22 protein-coding genes, 1 tRNA gene and 1 other RNA gene are annotated in these 26,502 nt (G+C 65.9%); 9 read left to right on the top strand and 15 right to left on the bottom strand.

What is annotated here, in order from left to right; genetic code table 11:
• Positions 1–14: 14 nt before the first annotated feature.
• Positions 15–2,129: a malate synthase G gene (locus tag U0025_RS12320; RefSeq protein WP_004207686.1), complete on the bottom strand. Its 2,115-nt coding sequence runs from the start codon at positions 2,127–2,129 to the stop codon at positions 15–17.
• A 96-nt stretch (positions 2,130–2,225) separates the two neighbouring features.
• Between U0025_RS12320 and U0025_RS12325 the strand changes: the two genes are divergently transcribed.
• Genes U0025_RS12325 through U0025_RS12335 form a run of 3 tightly spaced genes read left to right on the top strand, consistent with a single transcriptional unit; the run spans position 2,226 to position 6,179 of the window.
• A complete protein-coding gene (locus U0025_RS12325; RefSeq protein WP_037490274.1) occupies positions 2,226–3,143 on the top strand; it encodes a LysR family transcriptional regulator in 918 nt (305 codons plus the stop codon).
• A 27-nt stretch (positions 3,144–3,170) separates the two neighbouring features.
• A complete protein-coding gene (locus tag U0025_RS12330; RefSeq protein ID WP_004207688.1) occupies positions 3,171–5,438 on the top strand; it encodes an NADP-dependent malic enzyme in 2,268 nt (755 codons plus the stop codon).
• 60 nt (positions 5,439–5,498) lie between these two features.
• Positions 5,499–6,179: a L,D-transpeptidase family protein gene (locus U0025_RS12335; RefSeq protein WP_004207689.1), complete on the top strand. Its 681-nt coding sequence runs from the start codon at positions 5,499–5,501 to the stop codon at positions 6,177–6,179.
• Between the two features lie 5 nt (positions 6,180–6,184).
• Here U0025_RS12335 and U0025_RS12340 read toward each other — a convergent pair whose 3' ends face one another.
• Positions 6,185–7,057 (bottom strand): EamA family transporter, encoded by an 873-nt coding sequence (locus U0025_RS12340; protein WP_004207690.1) that lies wholly within the window; start codon positions 7,055–7,057, stop codon positions 6,185–6,187.
• A gap of 184 nt (positions 7,058–7,241) precedes the next feature.
• Here U0025_RS12340 and U0025_RS12345 point away from each other — a divergent pair, with 184 nt between their 5' ends.
• From U0025_RS12345 to U0025_RS12360, 4 genes are all read left to right on the top strand, one after another.
• Complete coding sequence (locus U0025_RS12345; protein WP_004207691.1) at positions 7,242–8,438, top strand: MFS transporter; 1,197 nt, start codon at positions 7,242–7,244, stop codon at positions 8,436–8,438.
• A gap of 40 nt (positions 8,439–8,478) precedes the next feature.
• Positions 8,479–9,615, top strand: a complete 1,137-nt coding sequence (locus U0025_RS12350; RefSeq protein WP_004207692.1) for an aspartyl/asparaginyl beta-hydroxylase domain-containing protein — start codon at positions 8,479–8,481, stop codon at positions 9,613–9,615.
• A 93-nt stretch (positions 9,616–9,708) separates the two neighbouring features.
• Positions 9,709–10,368: a YitT family protein gene (locus tag U0025_RS12355; protein ID WP_004207693.1), complete on the top strand. Its 660-nt coding sequence runs from the start codon at positions 9,709–9,711 to the stop codon at positions 10,366–10,368.
• 72 nt (positions 10,369–10,440) lie between these two features.
• Positions 10,441–11,745 (top strand): M20/M25/M40 family metallo-hydrolase, encoded by a 1,305-nt coding sequence (locus tag U0025_RS12360; RefSeq protein ID WP_004207694.1) that lies wholly within the window; start codon positions 10,441–10,443, stop codon positions 11,743–11,745.
• A 36-nt stretch (positions 11,746–11,781) separates the two neighbouring features.
• Here the strand turns inward: U0025_RS12360 and U0025_RS12365 are convergent, their stop codons facing one another.
• Positions 11,782–12,315, bottom strand: coding sequence for a hypothetical protein (locus U0025_RS12365; protein ID WP_037490277.1), 534 nt, complete (start codon positions 12,313–12,315; stop codon positions 11,782–11,784).
• Positions 12,302–12,688: a phosphoribosyl-AMP cyclohydrolase gene (hisI, locus tag U0025_RS12370; protein WP_004207696.1), complete on the bottom strand. Its 387-nt coding sequence runs from the start codon at positions 12,686–12,688 to the stop codon at positions 12,302–12,304. Before hisI ends, U0025_RS12365 begins: the two co-directional genes overlap by 14 nt.
• Positions 12,689–12,928: 240 nt before the next feature.
• Between hisI and U0025_RS12375 the strand changes: the two genes are divergently transcribed.
• Positions 12,929–15,205, top strand: a complete 2,277-nt coding sequence (locus U0025_RS12375) for a TonB-dependent receptor (protein ID WP_004207697.1) — start codon at positions 12,929–12,931, stop codon at positions 15,203–15,205.
• A 254-nt stretch (positions 15,206–15,459) separates the two neighbouring features.
• On the opposite strand, the gene U0025_RS12380 is transcribed toward U0025_RS12375, so the two are convergent.
• From U0025_RS12380 to ffs, 7 genes are all read right to left on the bottom strand, one after another.
• A tRNA-His gene (locus tag U0025_RS12380) sits at positions 15,460–15,536 on the bottom strand.
• Positions 15,537–15,618: 82 nt separating this feature from the next.
• On the bottom strand, positions 15,619–16,203 hold the full coding sequence (locus U0025_RS12385; protein WP_004207698.1) for a septal ring lytic transglycosylase RlpA family protein: 585 nt from the start codon (positions 16,201–16,203) through the stop codon (positions 15,619–15,621).
• Between the two features lie 241 nt (positions 16,204–16,444).
• Positions 16,445–16,717, bottom strand: a complete 273-nt coding sequence (locus U0025_RS12390; RefSeq protein WP_004207699.1) for an HU family DNA-binding protein — start codon at positions 16,715–16,717, stop codon at positions 16,445–16,447.
• Between the two features lie 162 nt (positions 16,718–16,879).
• Positions 16,880–19,279 carry an endopeptidase La gene (lon, locus tag U0025_RS12395; protein ID WP_004207700.1) on the bottom strand — a complete coding sequence of 800 codons (2,400 nt, stop codon included), beginning with the start codon at positions 19,277–19,279 and terminating at the stop codon, positions 16,880–16,882.
• 155 nt (positions 19,280–19,434) lie between these two features.
• Complete coding sequence (locus tag U0025_RS12400) at positions 19,435–19,758, bottom strand: YbaB/EbfC family nucleoid-associated protein (protein WP_004207701.1); 324 nt, start codon at positions 19,756–19,758, stop codon at positions 19,435–19,437.
• On the bottom strand, positions 19,755–21,380 hold the full coding sequence (locus U0025_RS12405) for a DNA polymerase III subunit gamma/tau (RefSeq protein ID WP_004207702.1): 1,626 nt from the start codon (positions 21,378–21,380) through the stop codon (positions 19,755–19,757). The genes U0025_RS12400 and U0025_RS12405 overlap by 4 nt, the downstream gene beginning before the upstream one ends.
• Before the next feature lie 73 nt (positions 21,381–21,453).
• Positions 21,454–21,551, bottom strand: an RNA gene (gene ffs, locus U0025_RS12410) — signal recognition particle sRNA small type.
• 325 nt (positions 21,552–21,876) lie between these two features.
• Between ffs and U0025_RS12415 the strand changes: the two genes are divergently transcribed.
• Entirely contained in the window at positions 21,877–22,839 is a 963-nt protein-coding gene (locus U0025_RS12415) for a class I SAM-dependent methyltransferase (RefSeq protein ID WP_004207703.1), read from the top strand.
• A gap of 50 nt (positions 22,840–22,889) precedes the next feature.
• On the opposite strand, the gene U0025_RS12420 is transcribed toward U0025_RS12415, so the two are convergent.
• Genes U0025_RS12420 through U0025_RS12435 form a run of 4 tightly spaced genes read right to left on the bottom strand, consistent with a single transcriptional unit; the run spans position 22,890 to position 26,417 of the window.
• The gene (locus tag U0025_RS12420) at positions 22,890–23,870 is read right to left on the bottom strand and encodes a class A beta-lactamase SGM-6 (RefSeq protein ID WP_004207704.1); all 981 of its coding nucleotides are present in this window, start codon (positions 23,868–23,870) and stop codon (positions 22,890–22,892) included.
• Between the two features lie 3 nt (positions 23,871–23,873).
• Entirely contained in the window at positions 23,874–24,209 is a 336-nt protein-coding gene (locus U0025_RS12425) for a 2Fe-2S iron-sulfur cluster-binding protein (RefSeq protein WP_004207705.1), read from the bottom strand.
• 19 nt (positions 24,210–24,228) lie between these two features.
• On the bottom strand, positions 24,229–25,347 hold the full coding sequence (locus U0025_RS12430; RefSeq protein WP_004207706.1) for a cysteine desulfurase family protein: 1,119 nt from the start codon (positions 25,345–25,347) through the stop codon (positions 24,229–24,231).
• The gene (locus tag U0025_RS12435) at positions 25,314–26,417 is read right to left on the bottom strand and encodes a cysteine desulfurase family protein (protein WP_004207707.1); all 1,104 of its coding nucleotides are present in this window, start codon (positions 26,415–26,417) and stop codon (positions 25,314–25,316) included. Before U0025_RS12435 ends, U0025_RS12430 begins: the two co-directional genes overlap by 34 nt.
• Between the last annotated feature and the right edge of the window lie 85 nt (positions 26,418–26,502).

Here is a 26,502-nt window from a genome sequence, read left to right on the forward strand (position 1 = left end):
AGTGACAGCGAAGTTTACGCTATCTCGAGGACTTCCTCCGCCTTGGCGCGGGCGCGATAGGCGTGCAGCAACGGCTCGGTATAGCCATTGGGCTGCGCGACACCCTCGAACACCAGGGCGCGCGCAGCCTGGAAGGCCAGGCTCTCGCCCTCCCGCCCGCTCATCGGCTGATAGAGCGGATCGGCTTCATTCTGCGCATCGACCTTGGCCGCCATGCGGGTCAGCGCAGCATCAACCTGTTCCGCGGTGCAGACGCCGTGCAGCAGCCAGTTGGCCATATGCTGCGAGGAAATGCGCAAGGTCGCGCGATCCTCCATCAGGCCGACATCATGGATATCGGGAACCTTGGAACAGCCGACACCCTGGTCGATCCAGCGGACGACATAGCCCAATATGCCCTGCGCATTATTGTCCAGTTCCTGCGCGATCTCTTCGTCGGAGAAATTGCGGCCGACCGCGACGGGAATGGTCAGCAACTTGTCGAGCGACGCAATGCCCTCGGCCTTGCGTTCTTCCTGACGGGCAAAGACGTCGACGCGGTGATAATGGGTCGCGTGCAGCGTCGCCGCCGTCGGGGACGGAACCCAGGCGGTGTTGGCGCCACTCTTGGGATGGCCGATCTTCTGCTCCAGCATGTCCGCCATGCGATCGGGCGCCGCCCACATGCCCTTGCCGATCTGCGCCCGACCCGACAGGCCGCAGGCAAGGCCGATCTGGACATTGCGATCCTCATAGGCCGTGATCCAGTCGCTCGCCTTCATCTCGCCCTTGCGGATCATCGGCCCGGCCTGCATCGACGTGTGCATCTCGTCCCCGGTGCGGTCGAGGAAGCCGGTATTGATGAAGACGATCCGGTCGCGGACGGCGTGGATGCAGGCCGCCAGATTGGCCGATGTGCGCCGCTCCTCGTCCATGACGCCAACCTTGATTGTGTGGCGCGCCATGCCCAGCATATCCTCGATCGCGTCGAACAGGCGGTTGGTGAAGGCGGCTTCCTGTGGCCCGTGCATCTTGGGCTTGACGATATAGACGCTACCCGCGCGGCTGTTGCCATCCGCCTTGGCCAGATCATGCAGCGCGATCAGGCTGGTGACGATGCCGTCGATGATCCCCTCGGGCGCGTCCTGCCCATCGGGCAGCGCAATCGCCGGATTGGTCATCAGATGGCCGACATTGCGGACGAACAACAGGCTGCGGCCCGGCAACGTGAAGCTGCTGCCATCGGGCGCAGCATAAGCGCGATCGGGATTGAGCGCGCGGGTCATCTGCCGCCCGCCCTTCTCGAACGTCTCGGTCAGGTCGCCCTGCATCAGCCCCAGCCAGTTGGCATAGGCGGTAACCTTGTCCGCCGCATCGACCGCCGCGACCGAATCCTCCAGGTCGCAGATGGTGGTCAGCGCGGATTCCAGGATGACGTCGGATATGCCGGCGGGATCGGTCGCGCCGATCGGATGCGCGGAATCGAAGACGACCTCGATATGCAGGCCATGATGACGGAACAGCCTGCCCTTCTCGCTGGTGCCGACAAACTGCGCCGGATCGGCCAGGACGATTTCTCCGCCCGCCAGATCGGCCCAGCGTCCCGTCGCCAGCGGAACCGCATCGTCCAGAAACGCCTTGGCCCAGGCGATGACCTGCGCCCCGCGCGCCGCATCATAGCCCTTGCCCGAAGCCGCGCCCGCTATGGCATCCGTGCCATAGAGCGCGTCATACAGGCTGCCCCAGCGCGCATTGGCGGCGTTCAGCAGGAAACGGGCGTTGAGGATCGGGACGACCAGCTGCGGCCCGGCCGTGCGGGCGACTTCAGCGTCGACATTCTCGCTGCCGATCGCGAACGGCGCGGGTTCCTCGACCAGATAGCCGATCTCGCGCAGGAAGGCCTGATAGGCGGCGGCGTTGTGCACCTGTCCCCGGCGCACCTGATGCCAGGCATCGATCTGCGTTTGCAGGTCATCGCGCGTGCGCAGCAGCGCCGCATTGTCGGGGGTGAAGCGCGCCAATATGTCGGCAGTGCCCGCCCAGAAGGCGTCGGCATCAATGCCCGTGCCCGGCAGCGCGCGCTGCTCGATGAAGTCGGCCAGCGTTGCGGCAACCTTCAGGCCGGCGCGGTCCGTCATACGGTCGGTCATGCAATCCACTCCTTGCTATGCCGTCCTTTTACGCCTTTCCAATTATGCCGTGTAGGCGCTATTATTCGAATAGAGACTTTCCTGTGGTGAACGAATATGATGGACCCGGACCATGAATTGTTCGTGAGCATCGTCGATGAAGGCGGGCTGGCGGCCGCTGGACGGCGGCTCCACATATCGCCGGCGATGATGTCCAAGCGGCTGGCCCGGCTGGAGGACAGGCTGGGCGCCCGGCTGATCCACCGCACCACCCGCCGGCTCGCGCTGACCCCGGCGGGCGAGCGGCTCCATGGCGACCTGCGCGCGATCCTCGCCTCCCTCGACGAAGCCGAACGTCGCGTGTCGGGCGTGTCGGCGATTGCGTCCGGCCCCCTGCGAATCACCGCTCCGACATCCTTTGGCCGCATGCATCTCGCGCCCTATCTCCAGCCTTTCCTGGACGACCATCCCCGTATCGAGCTGCGGCTCGACCTGTCGGACGACTATGTCGATCTGATCGAAAGCCGGGCGGACCTGGCCATCCGTATCGCCGCCGATCCGGGTGCCGGCCTCACCGCCCGGCGGCTGGCGCCCAATCGCCGCATCCTGTGCGCCGCGCCCGCCTATCTTGAGCGCTTCGGCACGCCGCGCCGCATCGCCGACCTCAAGCAGCACCGCCTGCTCGCCGCCGACGGCCAGCTACCCTGGCGCCTGATCGGTCCCAAGGGGCCGGTCGCGATCGATGGCCACAGCCATATCCGCACCAACAGCAGCGAAGTCGTGCGCGAACTGGCGCTGTCGGGCAGCGGCATCGCGCTGCGTTCGCTGTGGGACATCAGCGACGCGCTGGCGCAGGGCGACGTGCGCCAGATCCTGCCCGATCATGAAGGGTCGAGCGACGTCGCCCTCTATGCCGTGCAACTGCCACAGGCCAATCCGCCGCTGGCCATCACCGCCTTCGTCGACTTTCTTGCTGCGCAATATGCCCTTGCGCCGCCGTGGGAGTCGCGGACGGACCGCACTGGCTTGCCCTAGCGGAACACAGTCTCTAAGGCGCATCGCATGGACGATAACACCCGCCGCGCCGCCCTAGACTATCACCGCCTTCCCCAGCCCGGTAAGCTCGCGATCGAGCCGACCAAGCGCATGGTGAACCAGCGCGATCTGGCGCTGGCCTATTCGCCGGGGGTGGCCGCTCCTTGCGAGGAGATCGCTGCCGATCCCGCCAAGGCGCTGGACTATACCGCGCGCGGCAATCTGGTCGCGGTCATCTCCAACGGCACCGCCGTCCTCGGCCTCGGCGCGATCGGCGCGCTGGCGTCGAAGCCGGTGATGGAAGGCAAGGCCGTCCTCTTCAAGAAGTTCGCCGACATCGACGTGTTCGACATCGAAGTCGACACCACCGACACGGACAAGTTCGTCGAAGCCGTCGCCCTGCTGGAGCCGACCTTTGGCGGCATCAATCTGGAAGACATCAAGGCGCCCGAATGTTTCGAGATCGAACGGCGCCTGAAGGAACGGATGAACATTCCGGTCTTCCATGACGACCAGCATGGCACCGCCATCGTCGTCGCCGCCGCCGTACGCAACGCGCTGGTGCTGCAGGGCAAGACCCTGGCCGACGCCAAGCTGGTCACTTCGGGCGCCGGTGCCGCCGCGCTCGCCTGCGTCGACCTGCTCGTCTCGATGGGCCTGCCGATCGACAATGTGACGATGACCGACAAGGACGGCGTCATCCATTCGGGCCGCGAAGGCATGCTGCCCAACATGGCGCGCTATGCCCGCGACACCAACGCGCGCACCCTGCCCGACGTGCTGCCGGGCGCCAACCTGTTCCTGGGCCTTTCGGCGCCGGGCGTGCTGAAGCCGGAATGGCTGCCGCTGATGGCGCCCAATCCGCTGATCTTCGCGCTCGCCAATCCGGAGCCGGAAATCCGCCCGGAAGCCGCGCGCGAAGTGCGTCCGGACGCGATCATCGCCACCGGCCGGTCGGACTATCCCAACCAGGTCAACAACGTCCTGTGCTTCCCCTATATCTTCCGCGGCGCGCTGGATTGCGGCGCGACCCAGATCAACGAAGCGATGAAGGTCGCCGCCGCCGACGCGATCGCCGCCCTCGCCCGCATGCCCGCGCATGACAGCGTGGCGCAGGCCTATGGCGGTCGCAAGCTGGTGTTCGGCGCCGATTACATCATCCCGACCCCGTTCGATCCGCGCCTGATCGGCGAGATTGCCGGTGCCGTGGCCAAGGCGGCGATGGACAGCGGCGTCGCCACCAAGACGCTGGACCTGGAAGAATATAAGCGCGCCCTGTCGCACCAGAACACCCGCTCGGGTCAGCTGATGCTGCCGGTCTTCCATGCCGCGCGCGGTAGCCAGTGCCGCATCGTCTATGGCGAGGGCGAGGATGAGCGCGTGCTGCGCGCGATCCAGGATGGCCTGGACGAAGGCATCGTCAAGCCGACCATCGTGGCGCGCCGCCGCCTGCTGGAACAGAAGCTGGCCGACATGGGCCTCAGCTTCCAGCTCGACCGCGATGTCGAGGTGATCGATCCCGAGACGGATCATGACATCATGCGCGAACTGGTCGAGGCCTATCGCGCCATCGCCGCGCGCAAGGGCGTGCCGCCAGACGAAATCCTGCGCCATGTCTATCGCCGCCCGACCGTCACCGCCGCCATGCTGCTGCGTACCGGCCGGGTCGACGCCGCGCTGGTCGGTGGCCGCTCCGAATATTGGGGCCAGGTCGAACATGTGCTGCGCATCATCGATCGCGCGCCCAACCACAGCCGCATCTATGCGCTGTCGGGCCTGATCCTGGACGCCGGCGCGCTGTTCATCACCGACACCCATATGGTGCCGGACCCGACCCCCGACCAGATTGCGGAAATGACGCTGCTGGCGTCGACCGAGTTGCAGCATTTCGGCCTGAAGCCGCGCGTCGCGCTGCTGTCGCACTCCAATTTCGGTGCGTCGAACAGCCCCAGCGCCCGCAAGATGCGCGCCGCGCTCGATCTGGTGCGCCAGGCCGCACCGGAGCTGGCGGTCGATGGCGAAATGCACGCCGACGCCGCGCTCAGCCAGGCGCTGCGCGAACGGCTGATCCCCGACTCCCGGTTCGAGGGGCCGGCCAACCTGCTGGTGATGCCGAACCTCGACGCGGCCAATATCACGCTGACGGCGCTCGGCGCTTCGTCCAGCTCGCCCACGGTCGGGCCGATGCTGATCGGCACCGCCCAGCCGATCCATGTGCTGACGCCCGGCGTCACCGCGCGCGGCATCCTCAACCTGACCGCCATCGCCGCCGCCGAAGTGGCGCGCGAAGGCTGACCTTAACCTTTGCCGGTTAGGCTGTTAGCTTGACCGGCAAAGGATGAAGCGAGGAAGATCATGGCAGGCGTCATCGGCACATTGGCTCGCAGCCTTGGCCCGAAACTGCTGATCGGCGCCGTCCTGGGCGGCGGCGCGCTGCTGCTGACCGACAAGATCGATCGCAACGCCGGCACCGCGACCCAGGCCAAACCGGCCGAGGCCGCCGCCGCGCCCAAGCCGCTGCCGCTGGTCGAGCGACGCAGCGATCAGGGCATGAAGGTCGATCCCCACGCCCTGGCGGTCAAGCGCGTGCTCAAGATCGAGGGGCCTTTCGAGCATGGCGACTATGCCTGGGACGAGGAAGGCGCACCGGCCAAGGGGCCGGTCATCATCACCGTCGACCTGAAAGCCCAGACCCTCTCCGTCTTCCGCGACGGCTATGAAATCGGCGCCGCCGTCATCCTCTATGGCGCGACCGACAAGCAGAGCCCCTTGGGCGCCTTCCCGATCATGCAGAAGGACGCCGACCATTATTCCAGCACCTACAATAACGCGCCCATGCCCTATATGCAGCGGCTGACCAGCGACGGCGTCGCCATCCATGGCAGCGACGTCAAATGGGGCTATGCCACCCATGGCTGCATCGGCGTGCCCAAGGAATTTGCGCAGAAGCTGTTCGGCGTCACCAAGGTCGGCGACATGGTCATCATCACCAATGGCAAGATGCTGGACACCAGCAAGGCTGTCGTCAGCGGCTGACCGCCCTATTGCGGCGCATCCTCGATCGCAGGCGCATGACGCACCGTCAGCGCGCTGCCGCCTGATGCCGCGATGATGCAGAATATCGCCACGCCCTGCAGCGCCGTCAGCCGCTCGCCCAGCACGACGAAGCCGGCCAGCGCGCCGATCGCCGGCGCCGCGCTCAGCAACAGGCCGAACACCGGCGCGGGCAGGCGCCGCATCGCCTCCATCTCCAGCGAATAGGGCAAGGCGCTCGACAGCAGGGCGATCGCCAGCCCGACCATCAGCACCCAGGGCGAAAAGAGCGACGCGCCGGCATGGGTCAGCCCGACCGGCAGCACCAGGATCGCCGCCGCCAGCATGCCCCAGGCAACCGCATCGCCGCGCAGCGCACCCGACACCCGCTTGCCGGTCAGGATATACAGCGCCCAGCAGGCCGCCGCCCCGACAGCGAAAATGACACCCAAAGGATCAAGCACGGCGTCGCTGCGCAGCGGCAAGAGCAGCAGCAGGCCGATCACCGCCGCTCCCAGCCACAGGAAATCGCGCGGCCGGCGCGACCCGAACAGCACGATCGCCAGCGGCCCCGTCACCTCGATGGCCATGGCGATGCCGAGCGGGATGCGGGCGAATGCCTGATAGATGAGCAAGTTCATCAGCGCGAGGGTCGCGCCATAGATCAGCAGCGGCCAGCGCACATCGGCCGGGATCGGTCGGCGCCATGGCCGCCGGAACAGCATCAGCAGGATCGCCGCCAGGAAGATGCGCAGCGCCGCGATGCCAAAGGCACCGACGATCGGGAACAATGTCTTGGCAAAGGCCGCGCCCATGTTCATCGACAGCAGCGACGCCAGCACGGCTCCCGCCCCCGCCAGCACGGCGCCCTGCCCGTTCATCTCGTTCCTGCCCATGCCTGTCGAATACCATATACGATAAAATGAAAAAGCGTCATTCGATGCCGCGTTGCACCAGATGCGTTGCCAGTTGCAAGAATCTCATACGTATGCAGCCTTGACCAACGCTGTCACTCGGCCCATCTGGCGGACTTCCGTCATTTTGCATTGCAGCATGGAGCTTGTCATGGGCAGCCAGTCCCACAAGGCGCACCCCGCGCTCGTCCTTTTCGCGCTGTCCGTGGGCGCCTTTGCGATCGGCACGACCGAATTCGCCTCCATGAGCCTGCTGCCCTTCTTCGCGCGCGACCTGCACATCGACCTGCCGACCGCAGGCCATGCGATCAGCGCCTATGCGCTGGGCGTGGTGGTCGGCGCGCCGCTGATCGCCGCCTTTGCCGCGCGTCTGCCGCGCCGCACGCTGCTGATCGCGCTGATGGCGATGTTCGCGGTCGGCAACGGCCTGTCGGCGCTGTCGCCCAGCTATCACTGGATGCTGCTGTTCCGCTTCCTTTCGGGCCTGCCCCATGGCGCCTATTTCGGTGTCGCCGCCCTGGTCGCGGCCAGCCTGGTGCCGATCGAGAAGCGCACGCTAGCCATTGCCAAGGTGATGTCGGGCCTGACCATCGCCACGGTATTGGGCGTGCCCGTTGCCAACTGGATGGGCCAGATACTGGGCTGGCGCTCGGGCTTCTTCGTGGTCTGCGCGCTCGCCGTGCTGACCATGAGCCTCGTTGCCCTCTACGCCCCGCGCGATGCCGGCGACCCGAAGGCCAGCCCGATGCGCGAACTGAGCGCACTCGGCAAGTCGCAGGTCTGGCTGACCCTGCTGACCGGCGCGATCGGCTTTGGCGGCCTGTTCGCGGTCTACACCTATGTCGCCTCGACCATGATCGAGGTGACCCATGTGTCCGAAACCCTGGTGCCACTGATCCTGATCGTCTTTGGCCTGGGCATGACGGTCGGCAATCTCGCCGTCGCCTGGCTCGCCGACCGCGCGCTCAACCGCACCGTCATCGGCATCCTCGTGTGGAGCGCCGTGGCGCTGGCCCTCTTCCCCTTCATGGCCGGGAATATCTGGAGCCTCAGCCTCATCGTCTTCCTGATCGGCATTGGCGGCGGCATGGGCACGCCGTTGCAGGCGCGACTGATGGACGTTGCGGGCGACGCCCAGACGCTGGCCGCCGCACTGCACCATAGCGCCTTCAACATCGCCAATGCGCTCGGCCCCTGGCTCGGCGGCCTGTCGATCGCGGCAGGCTATGGCCTGGTGTCGACCGGCTGGATCGGCTGCGCCTTGTCGCTGGGCGGCCTGGCCATCTATCTGGTCGCCATCGCCACCGCACGGCGCAGCGCCCAGCCCGCGCTGGTGCCCTGCGAATAAGCCGCTTCCTTCCATCCGTTCCGCTGGTTAAGGCGGGTGGATGACGGATCGGGCACGCGAACAGACTTTGCAGGACGCGGCGATCGCCGCATTGCGCCGCGGCGACGCGGCCGTGGCGCGCGCCACCCTCTCCGAAATGGCCGATCCTCCGGCCATGCTGCTGGCCCAGGCCTGCAATCGACTGGGCGATCTGGACGGCGAGCAGGCGGCACTCAACCGCATCCTGCAACAGGATATGCGCAACCTGCCCGCCATGCTGGCAATGGGCCAGAACCTGATCCGGCGCGGCGACGAGCGCGGTGCATCGATCTGGTTCCGCGGTGCCCTGGCGCAGGCGGCCGCCACCGGCGCGCCCCCCGCGCTGCAACCGCTGCTGCAACAGGCGCAGGCCAGCATCGCCCAGTCCGGCCGCAAGTTCGAGGATCATCTGAGCGCCGCCATCGCCGATCTGCCCGCCCTGCCCCGGATTACGCACGCGACCGACCTGCTGCTGGGGAAAAGCGAACTCTATCTGCAACAACCCAGCATGTTCTATTTCCCCGGCCTGCCGCAGCGCGCCTTTTACGAGCGCGACGAATTTGCCTGGGTGCCGGCGGTCGAGGCGGCAACCGACGCCATCATCGCCGAACTGAACGACGTCCGTGCCGGCGCGCCCGATTTCGCGCCCTATGTCCAGACGCCCACCGATCGCCCGGCGCCCAACAACCCGCTGCGCGACGATCCCTCCTGGGGCGCCTATTATTTCTGGCAACAGGGCGAGATCGTGGCGGACCATGCCGCCCGCTGCCCCGCCGTCATGGCCGCGCTCGACCATGCCGATCGCCCGATGATTACCGGCCGTTCGCCCATGGCGCTCTGGTCGCTGCTAAAGCCCGGCACCCATATCCAGCCGCATCATGGCCTGCTCAACACCCGCCTGATCTGTCATCTGCCGCTGATCGTGGCCGACAATTGCGCGCTGCGGGTCGGTGCGCAGACCCGCGCCTGGGTGCCGGGCGAAATGCTGATCTTCGACGACAGCATCGAACATGAGGCCTGGAACCGGGGCAATGACACCCGCGTCATCCTGCTGTTCGAAGTCTGGCGCCCGGAAATCCACGCGGAGGAACGGATCGCGCTCACACGCCTGTTCGAGGCGATCGACCGCTTCGGCCCGAAACAGGTCGACGCCGGTTAACGCCCCTTTTCAGAATGCCCGTCTGCGACTATGGGCGCGGACAAAGACGACAAGAGAGGATGGCACGGGGCGCTCACGCTTTTCGGACATGCCATGACCTCGATCGACCCGACGCCCCCGGCGCCGTCTCCTGCCCTGCCCGTTCCGCCCGCCCATGTCGCGCGGCCGCATAGTCCTGCCGAGGATTTCTATGCGATCGCCATCGGCTGCGCCTTCATCGCCATGGGGCTGATGCTGCTGAAACAGGCAAAGCTGGTGACCGGCGGCATGGCCGGAATCGCGCTGCTGCTGTCCTATCTGATCCATCTGTCGCCCGCGACGCTGTTCCTGCTGATCAACATCCCCTTCTTCCTGTTCGCCGGCCGGGCGATGGGCATGGCCTTCGGCCTCAAGACCCTGTTCGCCAATATCGCGATCATGGGCGTCGGCCTTGCCATGCCCTATGCGATGGAAATCGCCCGGATCAGCCCCTTCTTCGCCGCGCTTTTCGGCGGCTCGATCATCGGCTTCGGCATCCTGGCCATCGCCCGCCATGGCGCGGGCGTGGGCGGCGTCGGCGTGGTCGCGCTGATCCTGCAGAAATCGCGCGGCTGGAATGCCGGTCGCACCCAGATGGCCTGCGATGTGCTGATCCTGCTCGCCTCGCTGCCGATCCTCAATGCCGAGCGTTTTGGCCTGTCCGTCCTGTCGGCCGCCGCGATCAACGCCGTGCTGTTCGTCAACCACCGCCCCGGCCGCTATATCGGCCATTGATGCGCGCCGGCCTCCCCGGCTAGACGGACCCCGGCGCCCACGCCGGTGCGCCCATCATAAAAGGGGTCCAGAATGAAGCGGTTCGCGCTCTGTATAATATTGGCCAGCACGGCCCTGTCGGTTCCGGTCCGTGCCGCCACGCCCACCAGCGCGACCGCACCGGCCGATGCCCGCGCCATTGCCGCGATCCGCGCGCGCCCGGCGGTCAAGGCCGCCTTCGCCGCGCTGGAGGCCGAACATGAGCAGTGGGTCGACAATATCGTCACCCTGACGCAGATTCCGGCGCCGCCTTTCAAGGAAGAGGCACGGGCCAAGGCCTATGCCGACATGTTCCGCGCCGCCGGCCTTACCGATGTGGAGATTGACGAGGGCGGCAATGTGCTGGGCCTGCGCCGTGGCAGCGGCAAGCCGGGCGGCAAGCTGATCGTCGTGTCCGCCCATCTCGACACCGTCTTTCCCGAAGGCACGCCGGTCACGGTCCGGCGTGAAGGCAACAAGCTCCACGCGCCCGGCGTCGGGGACGATGTCGCCGGCCTCGCCACCCAGTTGAGCCTGATCAAGGCGATCGTCGGCGCCAACATCAGCGCGCCGATGGACATATTGTTCGTCGGCGATGTCGGCGAGGAAGGCCTGGGCGACCTGCGCGGCATGAAGCAGCTGTTCCACAAGGGCAAATACAAGGACCGCATCGCCAGCTTCTTCTCGATCGACGATGGCTCGGTCGATGGCCTGATCAATGGCGGCGTCGGGTCGAAGCGCTATCGCCTGACCTTCACCGGCCCCGGCGGCCACAGCTTCGGCGCCTTCGGCCTGGTCAATCCGATGGCGGCGATGAGCCAGGCGATCGTCGACCTCTACAAGATCCCGGTGCCCCAGTCGCCCAAGACGACCTACAGCGCCAGCGTCGTGGGCGGCGGCTCGTCGGTCAACGCCATCCCGCAGGAAGTCTGGCTGCAGGTCGACATGCGATCGGAAAGCGCGGCTGAACTGGCCAAGCTGGAACAGGCGTTCCTGGCCACGGTGGACAAGGCGGTCGAGACCGAAAACGGCGCCCGCTCGATCAAGGAAGGGCCGATCCGCGTCGACAAGAAGGTCGTGGGCGATCGTCCGGCCGGCAGCACCGCCGCCGACACGGCGCTGGTCCGCCATACCGCCGCCGCCTATGCCGCCGAAGGCGTCACCGCGCGCATGAGCTTCAGTTCGACCGACGCCAATGTGCCGATGAGCCTGGGCATCCCGGCCATCACCATCCCGCGCGCGGCGACCGGCGGCCGGGGTCACTCGCCCGACGAATGGATCGACGTGTCGGCGCCGGAATCGCTCAAGGTCAAGCGGATGGACCTGGTCGCCCTGCTCGCCGCAGCCGGCTATCGCTGATCAGCATGGCGGGGCTGGCAGACATGCCAGCCCCGTTCAGTCCGCCTCGCACAGCGGTTCGTCCTCGCGATCGCGCGCGCGCAATGCCGCGCCCGCATCATTGGCGATGCGCGGGAAGGTCACCCCTTCCAGATTGCCGCGCCCGTCGCACAGCCGGTCACAGGCCATGTCGACCACGCCGGGCAGCGCCACCTGGTCGCCATCATATTGGGCGACGATGATGCACTTCCTGCCCCCGGAAAAGCTCAGGATCAGCTTGTCGCCGGCCCGCCGCGCCGTGCCTGCGCCATGGCAGCTCTGCTCGGTGCCGAAGATCGCCTCCAGCCCGAAACGATAGTCGCCCGACTTGGCGGGTAGGACGCAGAGCGAATCCCGCCCTGCCTCATGCCTCCGCTGATACAGCCCGACCGGCGCGACCTTCGACGCATCGGCAATGGCGCCGGTCGCGATCGCCGCGCGCTCCAGCCCCGAAGCCGCAGCCCCGGCGCGATCGGGCGCGGCGGCGCCCGGCGTCGCGGCCTGCTGGCACCCGGCCAGAAGACATGCCAGGAAAAGGCTAGTGCGCCGCATCGACACCCGGTTCATCGACCGCGCTCAGCCCATCGGGTCCGATCCGGCGGAAGAAGCAGGACCGCGCACCGGTGTGACAGGTCGGCCCCGCCGGCTCGGCCAGCACCCAGACGGCATCCTGGTCACAGTCGATCCGGATGTCGCGCACGCCTAGCATATGGCCGGAGCTTTCGCCCTTCTTCCACAGTGATTGGCGGCTGCGCGACCAGAAATGGGCCAGGCCGGTCTCGACCGTCAGCGCCAGCGCCTGCGCATTCATATGCGCCACCATCAGCACTTCCCCCGAGGTGACATGGGTCACCACCGCAGTGATAAGGCCATGATCGTCATATTTGGGGTTGAGAGTCAGCCCCCGGTCGCGTGCGTCATCCATCCGCGCGCTATAATCGCCAATGCGGCCCGTGCGAAGTCCCTTCGGCGCTTTGCACTGGGGCACGGCCTGACAGCGCCATCGGGTCGGACTGTCGCATTTTGGCAAATCTGTTGCACGGATGCTACAGAATGGCGACAGTCCTGCTTGCTCCCAGGCCCGCGCGCGCATAGCGTCGCGCGCGATCCGCAACAGCGGACACCAGCAGGGAAACGGATGCCAGGCCAATCAAGGGGGCCAAATATGACATCTTCGCATATCTTCACCAGCATTTCGCGCGGCGCGCTCGCCGTCGCTCTCACCGCTCTGGCGCAGATCGGCGCCGCCCATGCCCAGACCGAAGCGCCCGCCGCATCGGGCGAAGGCCTGGGTGAAATCGTCGTCACCGCCTCGCGCCGGGCTGAAAATGCCAAGGACGTGCCGGTCGCCGTGACCGCCATCGGCGGCGAAAAGCTCGACGCGCTCAACAGCAGCGGCCTCGACGTCCGCTTCCTCGCCGCGCGCACGCCCAGCCTTCAGGTCGAAAGCTCGTTCGGCCGCACCTTCCCGCGCTTCTACATCCGCGGCCTTGGCAACACCGATTTCGATCCCAACGCCGCCCAGCCGGTCTCGGTCGTGCTCGACGATGTCGCGCTCGAAAATCCGATGCTCAAGAGCTTCCCGGTGTTCGACCTTGCCAGCGTTGAAGTGCTGCGCGGCCCGCAGGGCACGCTGTTCGGCCGCAACACCCCGGCGGGCGTCGTCAAGATGACCTCGGCCGCGCCGACCGATCATTTCACCGGCTATGCCAGCGCCTCCTGGGCCACCTACAACACCGTCAATGCCGAAGCCGCGATCGGCGGCCCGATCGCCGACGGCCTCAGCTTCCGCGTGTCGGGCCTGCTCCAGCGTCGCGACGACTGGGTCAAGAACGACAATGAAGGCGGCAACGCCGCCAGCGAGCTGGAAGGCTATCGCGACATGGCCGGCCGTGTGCAGCTGGCCTATGAAGCCGGCGACTTCAAGGCGGTGCTGAGCGGTCATTATCGTGACCTGGACGGCAGCCCGCGCGTGTTCCGCGCCAACATCTTCAAGCAGGGCAGCAACCATTTCGTCGACGGCTTCGACAAGGATCATGTGAACCTGGACGGCTATACCAGCCAGTCGATGAAGCAGGGCGGCGGCAATCTGCGCATGCAGCTCCATGTCGACGGCCTGGGCACCTTCTTCTCGACCACCGGCTATGAGAAGGCCAGCGTCGAAAGCACTGGCGACATCGATGGTGGCGGCTGCTACCCCTATACCGGCTGCACCGCCGGCCAGCTCGGCGTCGGCTCGTTCGACTCCAACACCGGCGGCGTGACCAAGCCGGAGGAATTCAGCCAGGAATTCCGCTTCGCGACGGACGACATGAACGGCATCCGCCTGCAGGCGGGCACCTATTTCTTCCACCAGCGCCTGAAGTATAACGAATATGCCTATGATCTCGCGGGCAACCGGGTGAGTGCGATCCTGCACAACAACACCAACGAGAATATCGGCCTGTTCGCCTCGGGCGAAGCCAAGGTGACATCGGCCCTGACGCTGCGCGCCGGCGTGCGTTATTCGCACGACGACAAGCGCGACACGATCACGCTCGATCCGGCACTCGCCGCCAGCAGCATCTCGTCGCAGCTGATCGGCGTCGACCTACCGCTCAGCAACACCGCGCAGGGCAGCAACCTGTCCTGGGACGTCAGCGCCACCTATGCGCTCAGCCCCGACGTGAACCTCTATGGCCGCGTCGCCACCGGCTATCAGGGCCCGGCGATCCAGGACCGCGTGACCTTCTTCAGCGTCCCCTCGGTCGCCAAGAAGCAGACCACCATCTCCTATGAAGGCGGCATCAAGGGCGCGATCGCCAACATGGTCCGCTTCGACCTGTCGGCCTATTACTGGAACACCGACGATCTGCAGCTGACGGCGGTCGGCGGCGTCGGCAACTCGGCCCGCCTGATCAACGTGAACAAGGCGGTCGGCTATGGCCTGGAAGGCAATCTGGAGGCGCAGCCGCTCGATCACCTGAACCTGACCGTGGGCGGCAGCTACAACTTCACCGAAATCCGCGACAAGAACGCCTTCGTGGCGGTCTGCGGCTCGGGCATGTGTACGCCCACCGGCAACACCTTCGTCGATGGCGGCACCACCTACAGCTATCTGGACGGCAATGACCTGCCCCAGGCGCCACGCTACATCGCCAATGCGACCCTGCGCTATGGCATTCCGGTCGGCGACGCGGGCGAAGTCTTCGCCTATACCGATTGGGCCTATCGTAGCAAAATAAACTACTTCCTCTACTCGGCGGCCGAATTCCGCGGCCGTTCGTCGCTGGAGGGCGGCCTCAAGGTCGGTTACAAGTCGAACCATGGTTATGAGATCGCGGCTTTCGCCCGCAACATCACCAACCAGATCCGCGCCGTCAGCGCGATCGACTTCAACAACCTGACCGGCATGATCAACGAGCCGCGCATCATCGGCGGCATGATCAAGGCGAGCTTCTAAAGCTTGATCGCTTGAGGTGGGAGCGGTTCGCGCTTCCACCGATAGCGTCAATCAGGCTCTAGACCGAAGTCTAAGCGCCCCATAGGCGTTAGTCGGCAGAGGAAGGGCGTCCCGCAAGGGGCGCCCTTTCTTGTTGCGCCCAGGGCAGCGGAAAGCCGCCGCCACGCGCCAGGAAAATCACCGAATCCAGAAACGCGAAAACCCCATCCTGCCAAGGCAGGACGGGGTTTCATTTCGCGCATTCCCGAAGGAAATGGGGCGATCGACGGGATCCGAACCCGCGACCTCCGGTACCACAAACCGGCGCTCTAACCAACTGAGCTACGATCGCCACAGGGGCTGTTGCCCCGCGAGAAGGGCCACATATGCGGCCGCCCCTCCCCCGTCAAGCAGCTTATGTCAAAGGATGAAAATTATCGCCCGGCATCGTTGCCGGACGCCGCCAGACGGGCGCGCAGCACGGCCAGTTCGTCCGCCCCGACGCGCGGCCGCCCCTCCGCCGGCTTGCCCTTGCGCAGCTTCTTGCGATCCTTTTCCGACGGATCGACGGCGCGAACCCGGACCGCCGCATGGCCCTGACCGCGAATCCCCAGTTCCTCCGCCGCGCCACGCGACAGATCGATGATCCGGCCGCGCGAAAAGGGGCCACGGTCGTTGATCCGCACCAGGATCGTCCGCCCGGTATCCAGCGCCGTCACCTCGACATAGGCGGGCAAGGGCAGGCTGGTATGTGCCGCCGTGATCCAGCCCGGCCGGAAGCGTTCGCCATTGGCGGTGCGATTGCCCGATTCCGATCCATACCAACTGGCATAGCCGACCAGGTCATAGCCCGGCTGGTCGGCCGGTACATAGGTGGTGCCGCGCACCGTATAGGGCTTGCCGATGCGCACCGGCATGTCGCTCACCGGACGGAAATTGCCCCCGCCACAGGCCGACAATGTACCCAGCAGCGCCAAGGCCGCGCCCGAAGTCCCGACACCCCGTCTGATCGCTCTCATGCCCCCTCCTACCCCCGCAGGCGGAGCAGGTCGAGGGCAGCGGACCGGTCATCGCCGCGATCCGCCGCACAAGGCCATGAAAAAAGGGGCAGAGGCCCCCGGCCCCTACCCCTTCCTTTCGACATGCATGCGCCGGGCGGGTTTCCCCTGCCGCAGCGCCACTCTCCCGCAAACCTACTTCCGACCGCGACGCCGGCAGATCATCAGACGTAAACGCGCCCGAGCGGGCGCGCCTGCATCCTTAGTTGACCGAATCCTTCAGGCCCTTGCCGGCCTTGAACTTCGGCTGCGACGACGCCTTGATCGTCATCGTCTCGCCGGTGCGCGGGTTGCGACCGGTCGAAGCCTTGCGCTGCGACACGGAGAAAGTGCCAAAACCAACCAGGCGCACTTCGTCGCCCTTCTTCAGCGCGCCGGTGATGGCGTCGAACACGCCCTCGACCGCCTTGCTGGCGTCGCTCTTGCTGAGACCGCTGCTTTCAGCGACCGCGCTGATAAGATCCTGCTTGTTCATGCCTTGGGAACCCCCTTTATAGATGTTGGATAGTCAAGGAATCGCGGCGTAGGCGGGGCAATAAGGCCCAGCTTTCAAGCGGTGTCAAAGGGAAAGCGTCAAAAAAGCCGGCGTCGGCGCGTTTTTGCCCCCATGGGCATAAACGCGCCGAAAACCGGGCTTTTAGTGACGGATAGCGGGATCGCCGTCACGACCCTGGCCGGCACTGGGCTGCGCCGCCAGATCATCTTCCTCGGTCCAGGTGATCGCCTCGGGCTTCGACACCAGCGCGCGCGCCAGCACCTCGTCGACATGGGACACAGGAACAATCTCCAGCCCCTCGCGGATGTTGGCCGGAATTTCCGCCAGGTCTTTCTCGTTTTCCTGCGGGATCAACACCGTCTTGATGCCACCACGCAGCGCCGCCAGCAGCTTCTCCTTGAGGCCGCCGATCGGCAGCACCCGGCCGCGCAGCGTCACCTCGCCGGTCATCGCCACATCCTTGTGGACGGGAATGCCGGTCAGGGTCGACACGATGGTCGTGACCATACCGATGCCGGCCGACGGACCATCCTTGGGCACCGCGCCCTCGGGCAGGTGAATATGGATGTCCTTGCGGTTGAACAGGCTCGGCTTGATGCCATAGCCGGGCGAACGCGCCTTCACATAGGAGAAGGCGGCCTGCACCGATTCGTTCATCACCTCGCCCAGCTTGCCGGTCGTCTTGATGAGGCCCTTGCCGGGCACGGTGACCGCCTCGATCGTCAGCAGTTCGCCGCCCACCTCGGTCCAGGCCAGGCCGGTGACGGCGCCGATCTGGTTCTCTTCCTCGCCCACGCCGTGACGGAATTTCCGCACGCCGGCATAGTCGGCCAGGTTTTCGGGCGTGATCTCGACCTTGTCGAACGCGCCTTCCAGGATCTTGCGCAGCGCCTTGCGGGCCAGACGCGCCACTTCCCGCTCCAGCGTGCGGACGCCGGCTTCACGGGTATAGTAACGGATCAGGTCGCGCACCGCGGCCTCGGTCACCTCGAACTCGCCATTCTTCAGGCCATGGGCGTCGATCTGCTTGGGCACCAGATGGCGCTGGGCGATCTCGACCTTCTCGTCCTCGGTATAGCCTTCGAGCCGGATGATCTCCATGCGGTCGAGCAGCGGCTGCGGCAGGTTCAGCGAGTTGGCCGTCGTCACGAACATCACGTCGGACAGGTCGACGTCGATCTCCAGATAATGGTCCTGGAACTTGCTGTTCTGTTCGGGATCCAGCACCTCCAGCAGCGCCGATGCCGGATCGCCGCGGAAATCCTGGCCCAGCTTGTCGATCTCGTCGAGCAGGAACAGCGGGTTCATGGTGCCCGCCTTCTTCAGGTTCGACACGACCTTGCCCGGCAGCGATCCGATATAGGTGCGGCGATGGCCGCGGATCTCGGCCTCGTCGCGCACGCCGCCCAGCGACTGGCGCACGAACTCGCGGCCGGTCGCCTTGGCGATCGAACGGCCCAGCGACGTCTTGCCGACGCCCGGCGGGCCGACGAGGCACAGGATCGGCCCCTTCAGCTTGTTGGTGCGCGCCTGCACCGCCAGATATTCGATGATCCGGTCCTTGACCTTCTCCAGCGCGAAATGATCCTCGTCCAGGATCGCCTGCGCCTTCTTGAGGTCGGTCTTGACCCGGCCCTTCTTGCCCCAGGGCAGGCCCAGCAGCACGTCGAGATAGTTGCGCACCACCGTCGCTTCGGCCGACATGGGCTGCATGCCCTTGAGCTTCTTGAGCTCGGCCGTCGCCTTGGCGCGCGCTTCCTTGCTCAGCTTCGCCTTGGCGATCTTGTCGGCCAGTTCGGCAAGCTCGTCGCCTTCCTCGCCCTCGCCATTGCCCAGCTCGCGCTGGATCGCCTTGAGCTGCTCGTTCAGATAATATTCGCGCTGGGTCTTTTCCATCTGGCGCTTCACGCGGCCACGGATCTTCTTCTCGACCTGCAGCACGCCCAGTTCGCCTTCCATGAAGGCGAACACCATCTCCAGCCGCTTGACCGGATCGGGCTCGACCAGCAGCGACTGCTTGTCGGCGACCTTGACGTTGATGTTGGCGGCGACGGAATCGGCCAGGCGACCGGCATCGTCGATCTCGCGCAGCTGCACCGGCGTTTCGGCCGGCAGCTTCTTGTTGAGCTTGGCGTAATTCTCGAACTGCTCGGCCACCGAGCGCATCAACGCAGCGGCTTCCGGACCTTCGGCGACGATCTCCTCGACCGGCGCGACCTCGGCGACCAGATAGCCCGCTTCGGCCGGCGCCAGATCGGCCAGCTGGGCACGATGCTTGCCCTCGACCAGCACGCGCACCGTGCCGTCGGGCAGCTTGAGCAGCTGCAGCACCACCGACACCACGCCGGTGTCATACAGCGCGTCCTTGCCCGGATCATCCTCGGCCGGGTCCAGCTGGGACACCAGGAAGATTTCCTTATTGCCCTCCATCGCCGCTTCCAGCGCGGCGACGCTCTTGTCGCGACCGACGAAAAGCGGGACGATCATCTGCGGGAAGACGACGATGTCGCGCAGCGGCAGAAGGGGATATTGCGTAGTCATTCACTCTCCAGGGCCGGACTTGCGGCCCGTCATGCGGTTCATCGCCTTTATGGGGATGCCCGTCGCGTCAATCAATCAGCGATCACCATATTGCTGCAACGATGAACAAGGGCTTATCCGCCAGCGGCAGCCCCGGAACGGCAATGCGCGCCGGCTCAGAAGGGCAGCTTGAAGCCCGGCGGCAGCGGCAGGCCGGCCGTCATCTTGCCCATTTCGGTGTTGCTGACCTCGTCCGCCTTCTTGCGCGCATCGTTGAACGCGGCAGTGATAAGGTCTTCCAGCATCTGCTTTTCCGACGGTGCCAGCAGGCTGTCGTCGATCGACACGCCCAGGATGCGGCCCTTGGCCGACGCCTTCACCTTGACCAGGCCGCCACCGGCCGCGCCCTCGACTTCCAGCTTGTCCAGATTGTCCTGCGCGCGCTGCAGCTCTTCCTGCACGCGGCTGGCCATCCCCAATATTTCGTTCAGATCCTTCATGCTTCGGCACTCCATTGTTCCGGCTCGTCCGAATGGACCAGCTCGGCATCGGGGAAGGCGTCCATTGCCGCCTTGACCACCGGGGTTTCCAAAATTGCGGCGCGGCTGTCGGCCAGCTGGCGCTGTTCATTGGCCAGCAGGGTCGGCTGCGCCTCTCCCTCGCCCTGCGTCACCGTCCAGGCGACACCGGTCACTTCACGCAGCGCCGGAATGATCCGGGTGGCGAAGTCGGGCGACAGGCTGGCCGTGCCGCGATATTCCAGCATTGGCGGATCATAGCGGATGATCCCCACGCAATCATGCATTTCCTGCGCCAGATGGCCCTTGCTCTTCTGCCAGAAGGCTTCGATCAGATCCTCGAAGCTGGCGGGCAGGCTGGACGCAGGTTCCGGCGCGGGCGCGGCGGCGGCGGGCGCCTGGCCCGGCAGCGCCGGCGCGGCCGCCGGCACCCCGCCCTGCAGCATCCGGGCAAGGTCGCTGGGATCGGGCATGGTCGCGGCATGCATCACGCGCAGCAGCGCCATCTCGCACGCCTCGATCGGCAGGGCGGCGGTCGCCACCTCGTCATGGCCCTTGAGCATCAACTGCCACAATCGATGCAGCGGGCCGAAGCCGATCTGCGACGCCCAGTCGGCCAGCGCGCCGCGCTCCTCGTCGGACTGGCCCGGCGTTGCAATGTCGCGCCCGGCCTTCACCAGCGTGACGGCATGCACCAGTTCCAGCAGGCCGCGCATCAGCGACAGCGGCTCGACCCCCAGCGCATATTGATCGCGCACCCCGCCCAGCAGCGCGGCGGTATCGCCCTCCAGCAGCAGGCCGAGCAGCCGGCGCGTCGAGCCACGATCCGACAGGCCCAGCATCTCGCGCACCTGCGCCGCCGTGACCATCGGCTCGCCCTCGCCCATTTCGGCGTGGGCGATCGCCTGGTCCAGGATCGACAGGCCGTCACGCGCGGAGCCTTCGGCCGCCTGCGCGATCAGCGACAGCGCATCGGGTTCGGCCGCAACCTGTTCGGCTTCCACCACATGGGCGAAATGGCCGGCCAGCATCTCTGCCGGGATGCGGCGCAGGTCGAACCGCTGGCAGCGCGACAGCACCGTCACCGGCACCTTGTTCACCTCGGTCGTGGCGAACAGGAATTTCACATGAGCCGGCGGCTCCTCCAAGGTCTTCAGAAGCGCGTTGAACGCGTTCTTCGAAAGCATATGGACTTCGTCGATAATGTAGATCTTGTAGCGCGCCGACACGGCGGCATAGCGCACCGCCTCGATGATCTCGCGCACGTCGTCGACGCCGGTATGGCTGGCGGCGTCCATCTCGACCACGTCGATATGCCGGCCCTCGGCAATCGCCATGCACGGTTCGCACACGCCGCACGGGTCGATCGTCGGCCCGCCCTGCCCATCGGGGCCGATGCAGTTCAGCGCCTTGGCGATCAGCCGCGCGGTCGACGTCTTGCCGACCCCGCGCACGCCGGTCATCAGGAAAGCATGGGCCAGGCGCCCGCGCCGGATCGCATTGCCCAGCGTCTGGACCATGGCGTCCTGCCCGATCAGCTCGCGAAAGTTGCGCGGACGATATTTGCGCGCAAGCACGCGATAGGGCTGAGGGGAATCGGACATGCCTGTTTCCTAACCGTTCAGATGCGGCTTGTCGAAGCCCGTTCGGACCTTGCGAAGAGATGATGCTGTGCGGAAAGGTGGGAGCCGGAACGACCCGCAGAAAAATCGTTGTGGCTGCTTCCGTCAGGACCTGACCAGGTTGGCGACGACTACGTCCGCCCGACTCCCGGCCGGGCATATGGCGAACTCATGACAGGAAGGCAAGGGGCATCACCGCACCGACCCGCGCACGCCGGCGCGCCACGGCACGGATCGTCATTGTCGGATGCCGCCAGCCGTCCCAGCCAGTCAGGGTCGTGCCCCAACATAGACAGCAATGACCATCCCAAAAAAATGGGACAACTGAAAAAACAAGCCTTGTTACAAGGGATAAACCGAAAATAAGACCAACATATCGCAAATATATTTGACAAAATATCTATCTTTGAAGAGCTTTTCCAGCACCACGCGAGGATGAAGGTTTTACTTGATATAGCGACTGATGGGAGGTGCATATATGTCTGTTTCCGACGAAACTGTCTTGCATTGCTATCGTTTCCTACTCGGACGTGAACCGGAAGATCCCGCGGACATCGCGCTCCACGCCAAGGCGGCGAACTGGCAGGATCTTCGCCACGCCTTCATCAACAGCGCAGAATTTCATCAGGGCGTCGGCAAGGAACTGACGGCCAACATCGCCGCCATCGGGCAACTCATGGGCGAAAAGGACAATAATGTCGAAGTCCGCTGCACGCCCGAGCAGTTGCAGGCCATGTTCAACGGCATCGCGGCGAACTGGACCAAGTTCGGTGAAACCGAACCCCATTGGTCGGTGCTCACCAACCCCGTGTTTTTCCAGGACACGCTGCAGGAACATCTCGACTCCTTCTTCGCCTATGGAAAGGTCGATATCGAGATCGCGCTGAACTATCTCAGCCGCGCCGGCCTGCCTGCAACGGGCTTCGACAGCGTGATGGATTTCGGTTGCGGCGTCGGACGCCTCACCGCCGCGCTCGCGCCGCACACGCGCGAAATCCTCGGCGTCGACATCTCACCCAGCCATTTGCGCGAAGCGGCGAAGAGCATGGAACTGCTCTCCGTCACGAACGCCAAATTTGCCCAGATCAAGACTGTCGACGACATCCTGGGACTGGGCACCTTCGATCTGGTCTACAGCCGCCTGGTGCTTCAGCATAATCCGCCGCCGATCATCGCGGCGGTCTATGAACGACTTCTGGGCACGCTGCGTCCGGGTGGCGTGGCCATCGTGCAGATCCCCACCTATCTCAAGGGCCAGAAATTCAGCGTGACGGACTATCTGGCCGGAACCGCGCCCACGATGGAAATGAACGCCCTGCCGCAGCACGAGATTTTCCGCATCATCCAGCAGCAGAATTGCGTCACGCTGGAAGTCCGGGAATGCACCGACCTGCGCGCCATTGAAGGTGTGTCGCACACCTTCGTCGTCCAGAAGCAATAAATGGCCTGAAGGGCGGGATCGCCGACTGACGATCCCGCCCTTCTTGCAACTCAGTCCAGCCCGCTCTTCTGCGCCTTGCTGACGAATTCCAGCGCCGAATGGGCGGCCTCGGCGATCGCCGCCTCGGCCTTCTTGTCGTCCACGGTCGGCCGGTCGAGATAGATGGCCAATATATATTCCTCGCCCGCCGGCGACTTCACCAGTGCGACGTCATTATAGGCGGTGCCGCAGCTGCCGGTCTTGCTGCCCGACGTCCAGCCTTCGGGCAGGCCCGCCTTGATCCTTTTGTCGCCGGTGGTGCTGGCATTGAGCCAGCCGCGCAGCCTGTCGGCATCGGCCGCCTGCATATCGCGGAACAGCAACCGTCCCATCAGCCCGGCCATCGCCGCCGGACTGGTCGTGTCGCGGGGATCGCCGGCGACATTCTCGTTCAGCTCGGGTTCGATACGGTCGAGCCGCGTGATCTTGTCGCCATGGGCACGAATGAAGGAGGTCAGCCCCTCCGGCCCGCCCAGCATCGGCAGCAACAGGTTGGCGGCGCTGTTGTCGCTCACTTCGACCGCCGCCTCGGCCAGTTCGGCCATCGACATGCGGCCGCGCTTCTTGTTCTTCTTCACCACCGGCGCATAATCGAGAATATCGTCCTTGGTGAATGGTATCTCCCCCTCCAGCCCGAACTTGCCGCCCTGGGCGCCGATCAGCACGGCGGCGGCCAGCGGCGCCTTGAAGGTCGAGCACATGGCAAAGCGATCATCGCGGTTGAAGCCCAGGATCAGCGCGCCCTCGCGATCGACCAGCGCGATGCCCATGCGCCCGCCCGTTTCCTCCTCGATCTCCTTGGGATTGCGGACGGAGGTGAGCGCGGATTGCGGCACCAGATAGCGTGGTGCGGGCGGCATCAATGTCGGCAGGGTCGGCACCTCTTCGGCCTTCTTGGCCGGCGCCTTCTTCTTGGGCGCGGCCGACAGCGGCAGGGTCACGACGAGACAGGCGGTCAGCGCCGCCAGCGACAGGGATTTGCGCAGCGCCATGGCTTACATACCTTGCATATTGTTGAATTCGCCGGGGATACGGACGGTCAGCGCGTCCAGTTGCTCGGACAGGATGATCTGGCAGGCCAGGCGGCTGGTGCGGGTCGCCGCAGCGGCCAGGTCCAGCATATCCTCCTCATCCTCGCTCGCGCGCGGCAGCCGGTCGAAATCGGCGGCATCGACGATGACATGGCAGGTCGAACAGGCCATCTGCCCTTCGCATGTTCCTTCCAGCGGCTGACCCGCCGCCTGTGCAACCTCCAGCAGGACGGCCCCGGCAGGCGCATCGACCTCCAGTCGATTTTCGCCGTCGGCGCTGATGAAGGTGACCATGGTCATGCTATGCGATGCTCCCTGCTCACGGCGCCGCTTGTGCGGTCGCCGCCCCGTTAATCACCTTCGCAGCCTCCTCCAGTTCGGCCGATGTCGTGTATCGGCCAAAACCGATCCGCACCGATCCGCGCGCCTGACTGTCTGAAAGACCCAAGGCGCGCAGCACATGGCTAGGCCGCCCGGACCCGCTCGCGCAAGCGCTGCCGAGCGAAAAAGACATATTGCGGCAATCGGACAACAATCGCGCGCCGTCGATCCCGGCGCGACGAATGTTGAGATTGCCGGGATAACGCGCGTCGGCGCTGCCGTTCAGCGTCCAGTCGGCGAACAGCGCGTGCGCCTGCGCAGACAGCGCCGCGATGTGCGCGCGATCGGCTTCGGCCTGTTCTCGCATCAGGCGCGCCGCCACGCCAAAGCCCGCGCACAGGGCGGGCGACAGCGTGCCCGACCGCAGCCCGCCTTCCTGCCCGCCGCCATGGATCAGCGGGTCGATCTTCACCCCGTCGCGCAGCCACAGCGCGCCGATCCCTTTTGGCCCATGGATCTTGTGCGCGCTGATCGCCACCATGTCGCACGGGTCGGGGATCGGCACCCGGCCATAGCCCTGCACCGCGTCGCACAGGAACAGCGCGCCCGCGCCATGGGCCAGTTCCGCCAGCGCACCGACCGGCTGGATCACGCCAATCTCGTTATTGACCAGCATCGCGACGACCAGCGCCACGCCAGGCACAATCGCCCGCGCCGCCGCTTCCATGTCGACCAGCCCGTCGCCATCCACCGGCAGGACCGTCACCGCCCGGCCCATCCGCCGCATCACCGCCACCGTATCCAGCACGGCGGCATGTTCGGTCGCGATGGTGACGATGCCGCCCGCAGGCGCGCCCTGGATCGCGATATTGAGCGCCTCGGTCGCGCCGGAGGTGAAGAGCAGCCTGCCGCCCGGCGGCAGCAACTGGCCTATGGCATCGCGCGCCAGTTCCACCTGCGCCGCGACCATGCGGCCGGCGCGGTGCGCGCTGTGCGGATTGGCGAACTGGTCGCGCAACAGCGGCACCATCGCCTCGAAGGCTTCGGGCGCCAGCGGCGTCGTCGCCTGATAGTCGAGATAGATCACCGGCCCGCCCGCTCCGCCATGGCGGTCCATGTGGCCAGGAAGCGATCGACATCGCCCGCGCTGGTCTGCGGGCCGAAACTCACCCGCACCACTTCGCCCGCCGCCGCCGCGTCCCAGCCCATCGCGCCCAGCACATGGCTGGTCTTGAGCGATCCGGACGAACAGGCGCTGCCCGCCGACACGGACATGCCGGCCAGGTCGAACTGGATCAATTGCGCCCGCGCCGACAGGCCGGGCATGCGATAGCTGGCGATCGCCGGCAGGCGCGGCGCGTCACGCGCGACGATCTGCCCGCCCGCCGCCTCGATCCCGGCGTCCAGCCTTGCCCGCAGCGCGGCCGCCACCGGCATCCAGTCGCCCCGTGCCTCCAGCGCCGCCGCCATCGCCATGATCGCCGGCAGATTTTCGGTGCCGGCGCGATAGCCCTGCTCCTGCCCGCCGCTGGGCTCCACCAGCGCCAGGTCGCGGATCAACAGCGCGCCGATCCCCGGCGGCCCGCCGAACTTGTGCGCGCTGATCGCGATCATGTCGGCGTCGGGCAGGGCCAGCTTGCCCGCACTCTGGGCGCAATCGGCAAACAGCAGCAACCCCGCGCGCCGGAAATCCGCCAGTGGCTGGATCACGCCCGTCTCGTTGTTCACATGCTGGATCGCGAATATTGCGTCATCCCAGCGAAGGCTGGGATCTCTCTTTTCTTCATCCGACATCCCACAAGAAGCGGGATCCCAGCCTTCGCTGGGATGACGAGGGGGAAGGACGATGCCATCCCCATCCACCGCCAGCCGTTCGGCATCCCTGGTCACGCGCAGCACCGCATCATGCTCGACCGGCGAGGTGATGATTCGCGCGGCCTTGGCGCGGGTCAGCGCGATGGCGATCGCCTCGCTCGCGCCGGAGGTGAAGAGGACATGGCCATCCCATCCCAGCGCCGCCGCGATCCGCCGCCGCGCATCCTCCAGCATCGCCCGCGCCGCGCGCCCGTCGCTGTGCGGGCTGGAAGGGTTGGCCCAGCCGGCCATCGCGGCGACCATCGCGGCCTGCGCCTGCGGCAGCATCGGGGTGGTCGCGGCATGATCGAGATAAAGGCGGTCGGCGGCCAAGCGGAACTACTCATTGATTGCGGAAATGGCGGCGGCATCTATATAGGCGGATTGCCGCGCTGCGCCAGCGTGAAGGCCATATGGC

Source organism: Sphingobium yanoikuyae, assembly GCF_034424525.1.
GTDB lineage: Bacteria > Pseudomonadota > Alphaproteobacteria > Sphingomonadales > Sphingomonadaceae > Sphingobium > Sphingobium yanoikuyae.

Coding starts and splice junctions, on each gene's coding strand:
- U0025_RS12415 (WP_004207703.1), top strand. CDS start 21,877: ATGTCTGTTTCCGACGAAACTGTCTTGCATTGCTATCGTTTCCTACTC.
- U0025_RS12355 (WP_004207693.1), top strand. CDS start 9,709: ATGACCTCGATCGACCCGACGCCCCCGGCGCCGTCTCCTGCCCTGCCC.
- U0025_RS12325 (WP_037490274.1), top strand. CDS start 2,226: ATGATGGACCCGGACCATGAATTGTTCGTGAGCATCGTCGATGAAGGC.
- U0025_RS12375 (WP_004207697.1), top strand. CDS start 12,929: ATGACATCTTCGCATATCTTCACCAGCATTTCGCGCGGCGCGCTCGCC.
- U0025_RS12320 (WP_004207686.1), bottom strand. CDS start 2,129: ATGACCGACCGTATGACGGACCGCGCCGGCCTGAAGGTTGCCGCAACG.
- U0025_RS12340 (WP_004207690.1), bottom strand. CDS start 7,057: ATGAACGGGCAGGGCGCCGTGCTGGCGGGGGCGGGAGCCGTGCTGGCG.
- U0025_RS12430 (WP_004207706.1), bottom strand. CDS start 25,347: ATGGACCGCCATGGCGGAGCGGGCGGGCCGGTGATCTATCTCGACTAT.
- U0025_RS12350 (WP_004207692.1), top strand. CDS start 8,479: ATGACGGATCGGGCACGCGAACAGACTTTGCAGGACGCGGCGATCGCC.
- U0025_RS12405 (WP_004207702.1), bottom strand. CDS start 21,380: ATGTCCGATTCCCCTCAGCCCTATCGCGTGCTTGCGCGCAAATATCGT.
- U0025_RS12365 (WP_037490277.1), bottom strand. CDS start 12,315: ATGCGGCGCACTAGCCTTTTCCTGGCATGTCTTCTGGCCGGGTGCCAG.
- U0025_RS12335 (WP_004207689.1), top strand. CDS start 5,499: ATGGCAGGCGTCATCGGCACATTGGCTCGCAGCCTTGGCCCGAAACTG.
- U0025_RS12400 (WP_004207701.1), bottom strand. CDS start 19,758: ATGAAGGATCTGAACGAAATATTGGGGATGGCCAGCCGCGTGCAGGAA.
- U0025_RS12360 (WP_004207694.1), top strand. CDS start 10,441: ATGAAGCGGTTCGCGCTCTGTATAATATTGGCCAGCACGGCCCTGTCG.
- lon (WP_004207700.1), bottom strand. CDS start 19,279: ATGACTACGCAATATCCCCTTCTGCCGCTGCGCGACATCGTCGTCTTC.
- U0025_RS12425 (WP_004207705.1), bottom strand. CDS start 24,209: ATGACCATGGTCACCTTCATCAGCGCCGACGGCGAAAATCGACTGGAG.
- U0025_RS12420 (WP_004207704.1), bottom strand. CDS start 23,870: ATGGCGCTGCGCAAATCCCTGTCGCTGGCGGCGCTGACCGCCTGTCTC.
- U0025_RS12390 (WP_004207699.1), bottom strand. CDS start 16,717: ATGAACAAGCAGGATCTTATCAGCGCGGTCGCTGAAAGCAGCGGTCTC.
- hisI (WP_004207696.1), bottom strand. CDS start 12,688: ATGGATGACGCACGCGACCGGGGGCTGACTCTCAACCCCAAATATGAC.
- U0025_RS12330 (WP_004207688.1), top strand. CDS start 3,171: ATGGACGATAACACCCGCCGCGCCGCCCTAGACTATCACCGCCTTCCC.
- U0025_RS12385 (WP_004207698.1), bottom strand. CDS start 16,203: ATGAGAGCGATCAGACGGGGTGTCGGGACTTCGGGCGCGGCCTTGGCG.
- U0025_RS12345 (WP_004207691.1), top strand. CDS start 7,242: ATGGGCAGCCAGTCCCACAAGGCGCACCCCGCGCTCGTCCTTTTCGCG.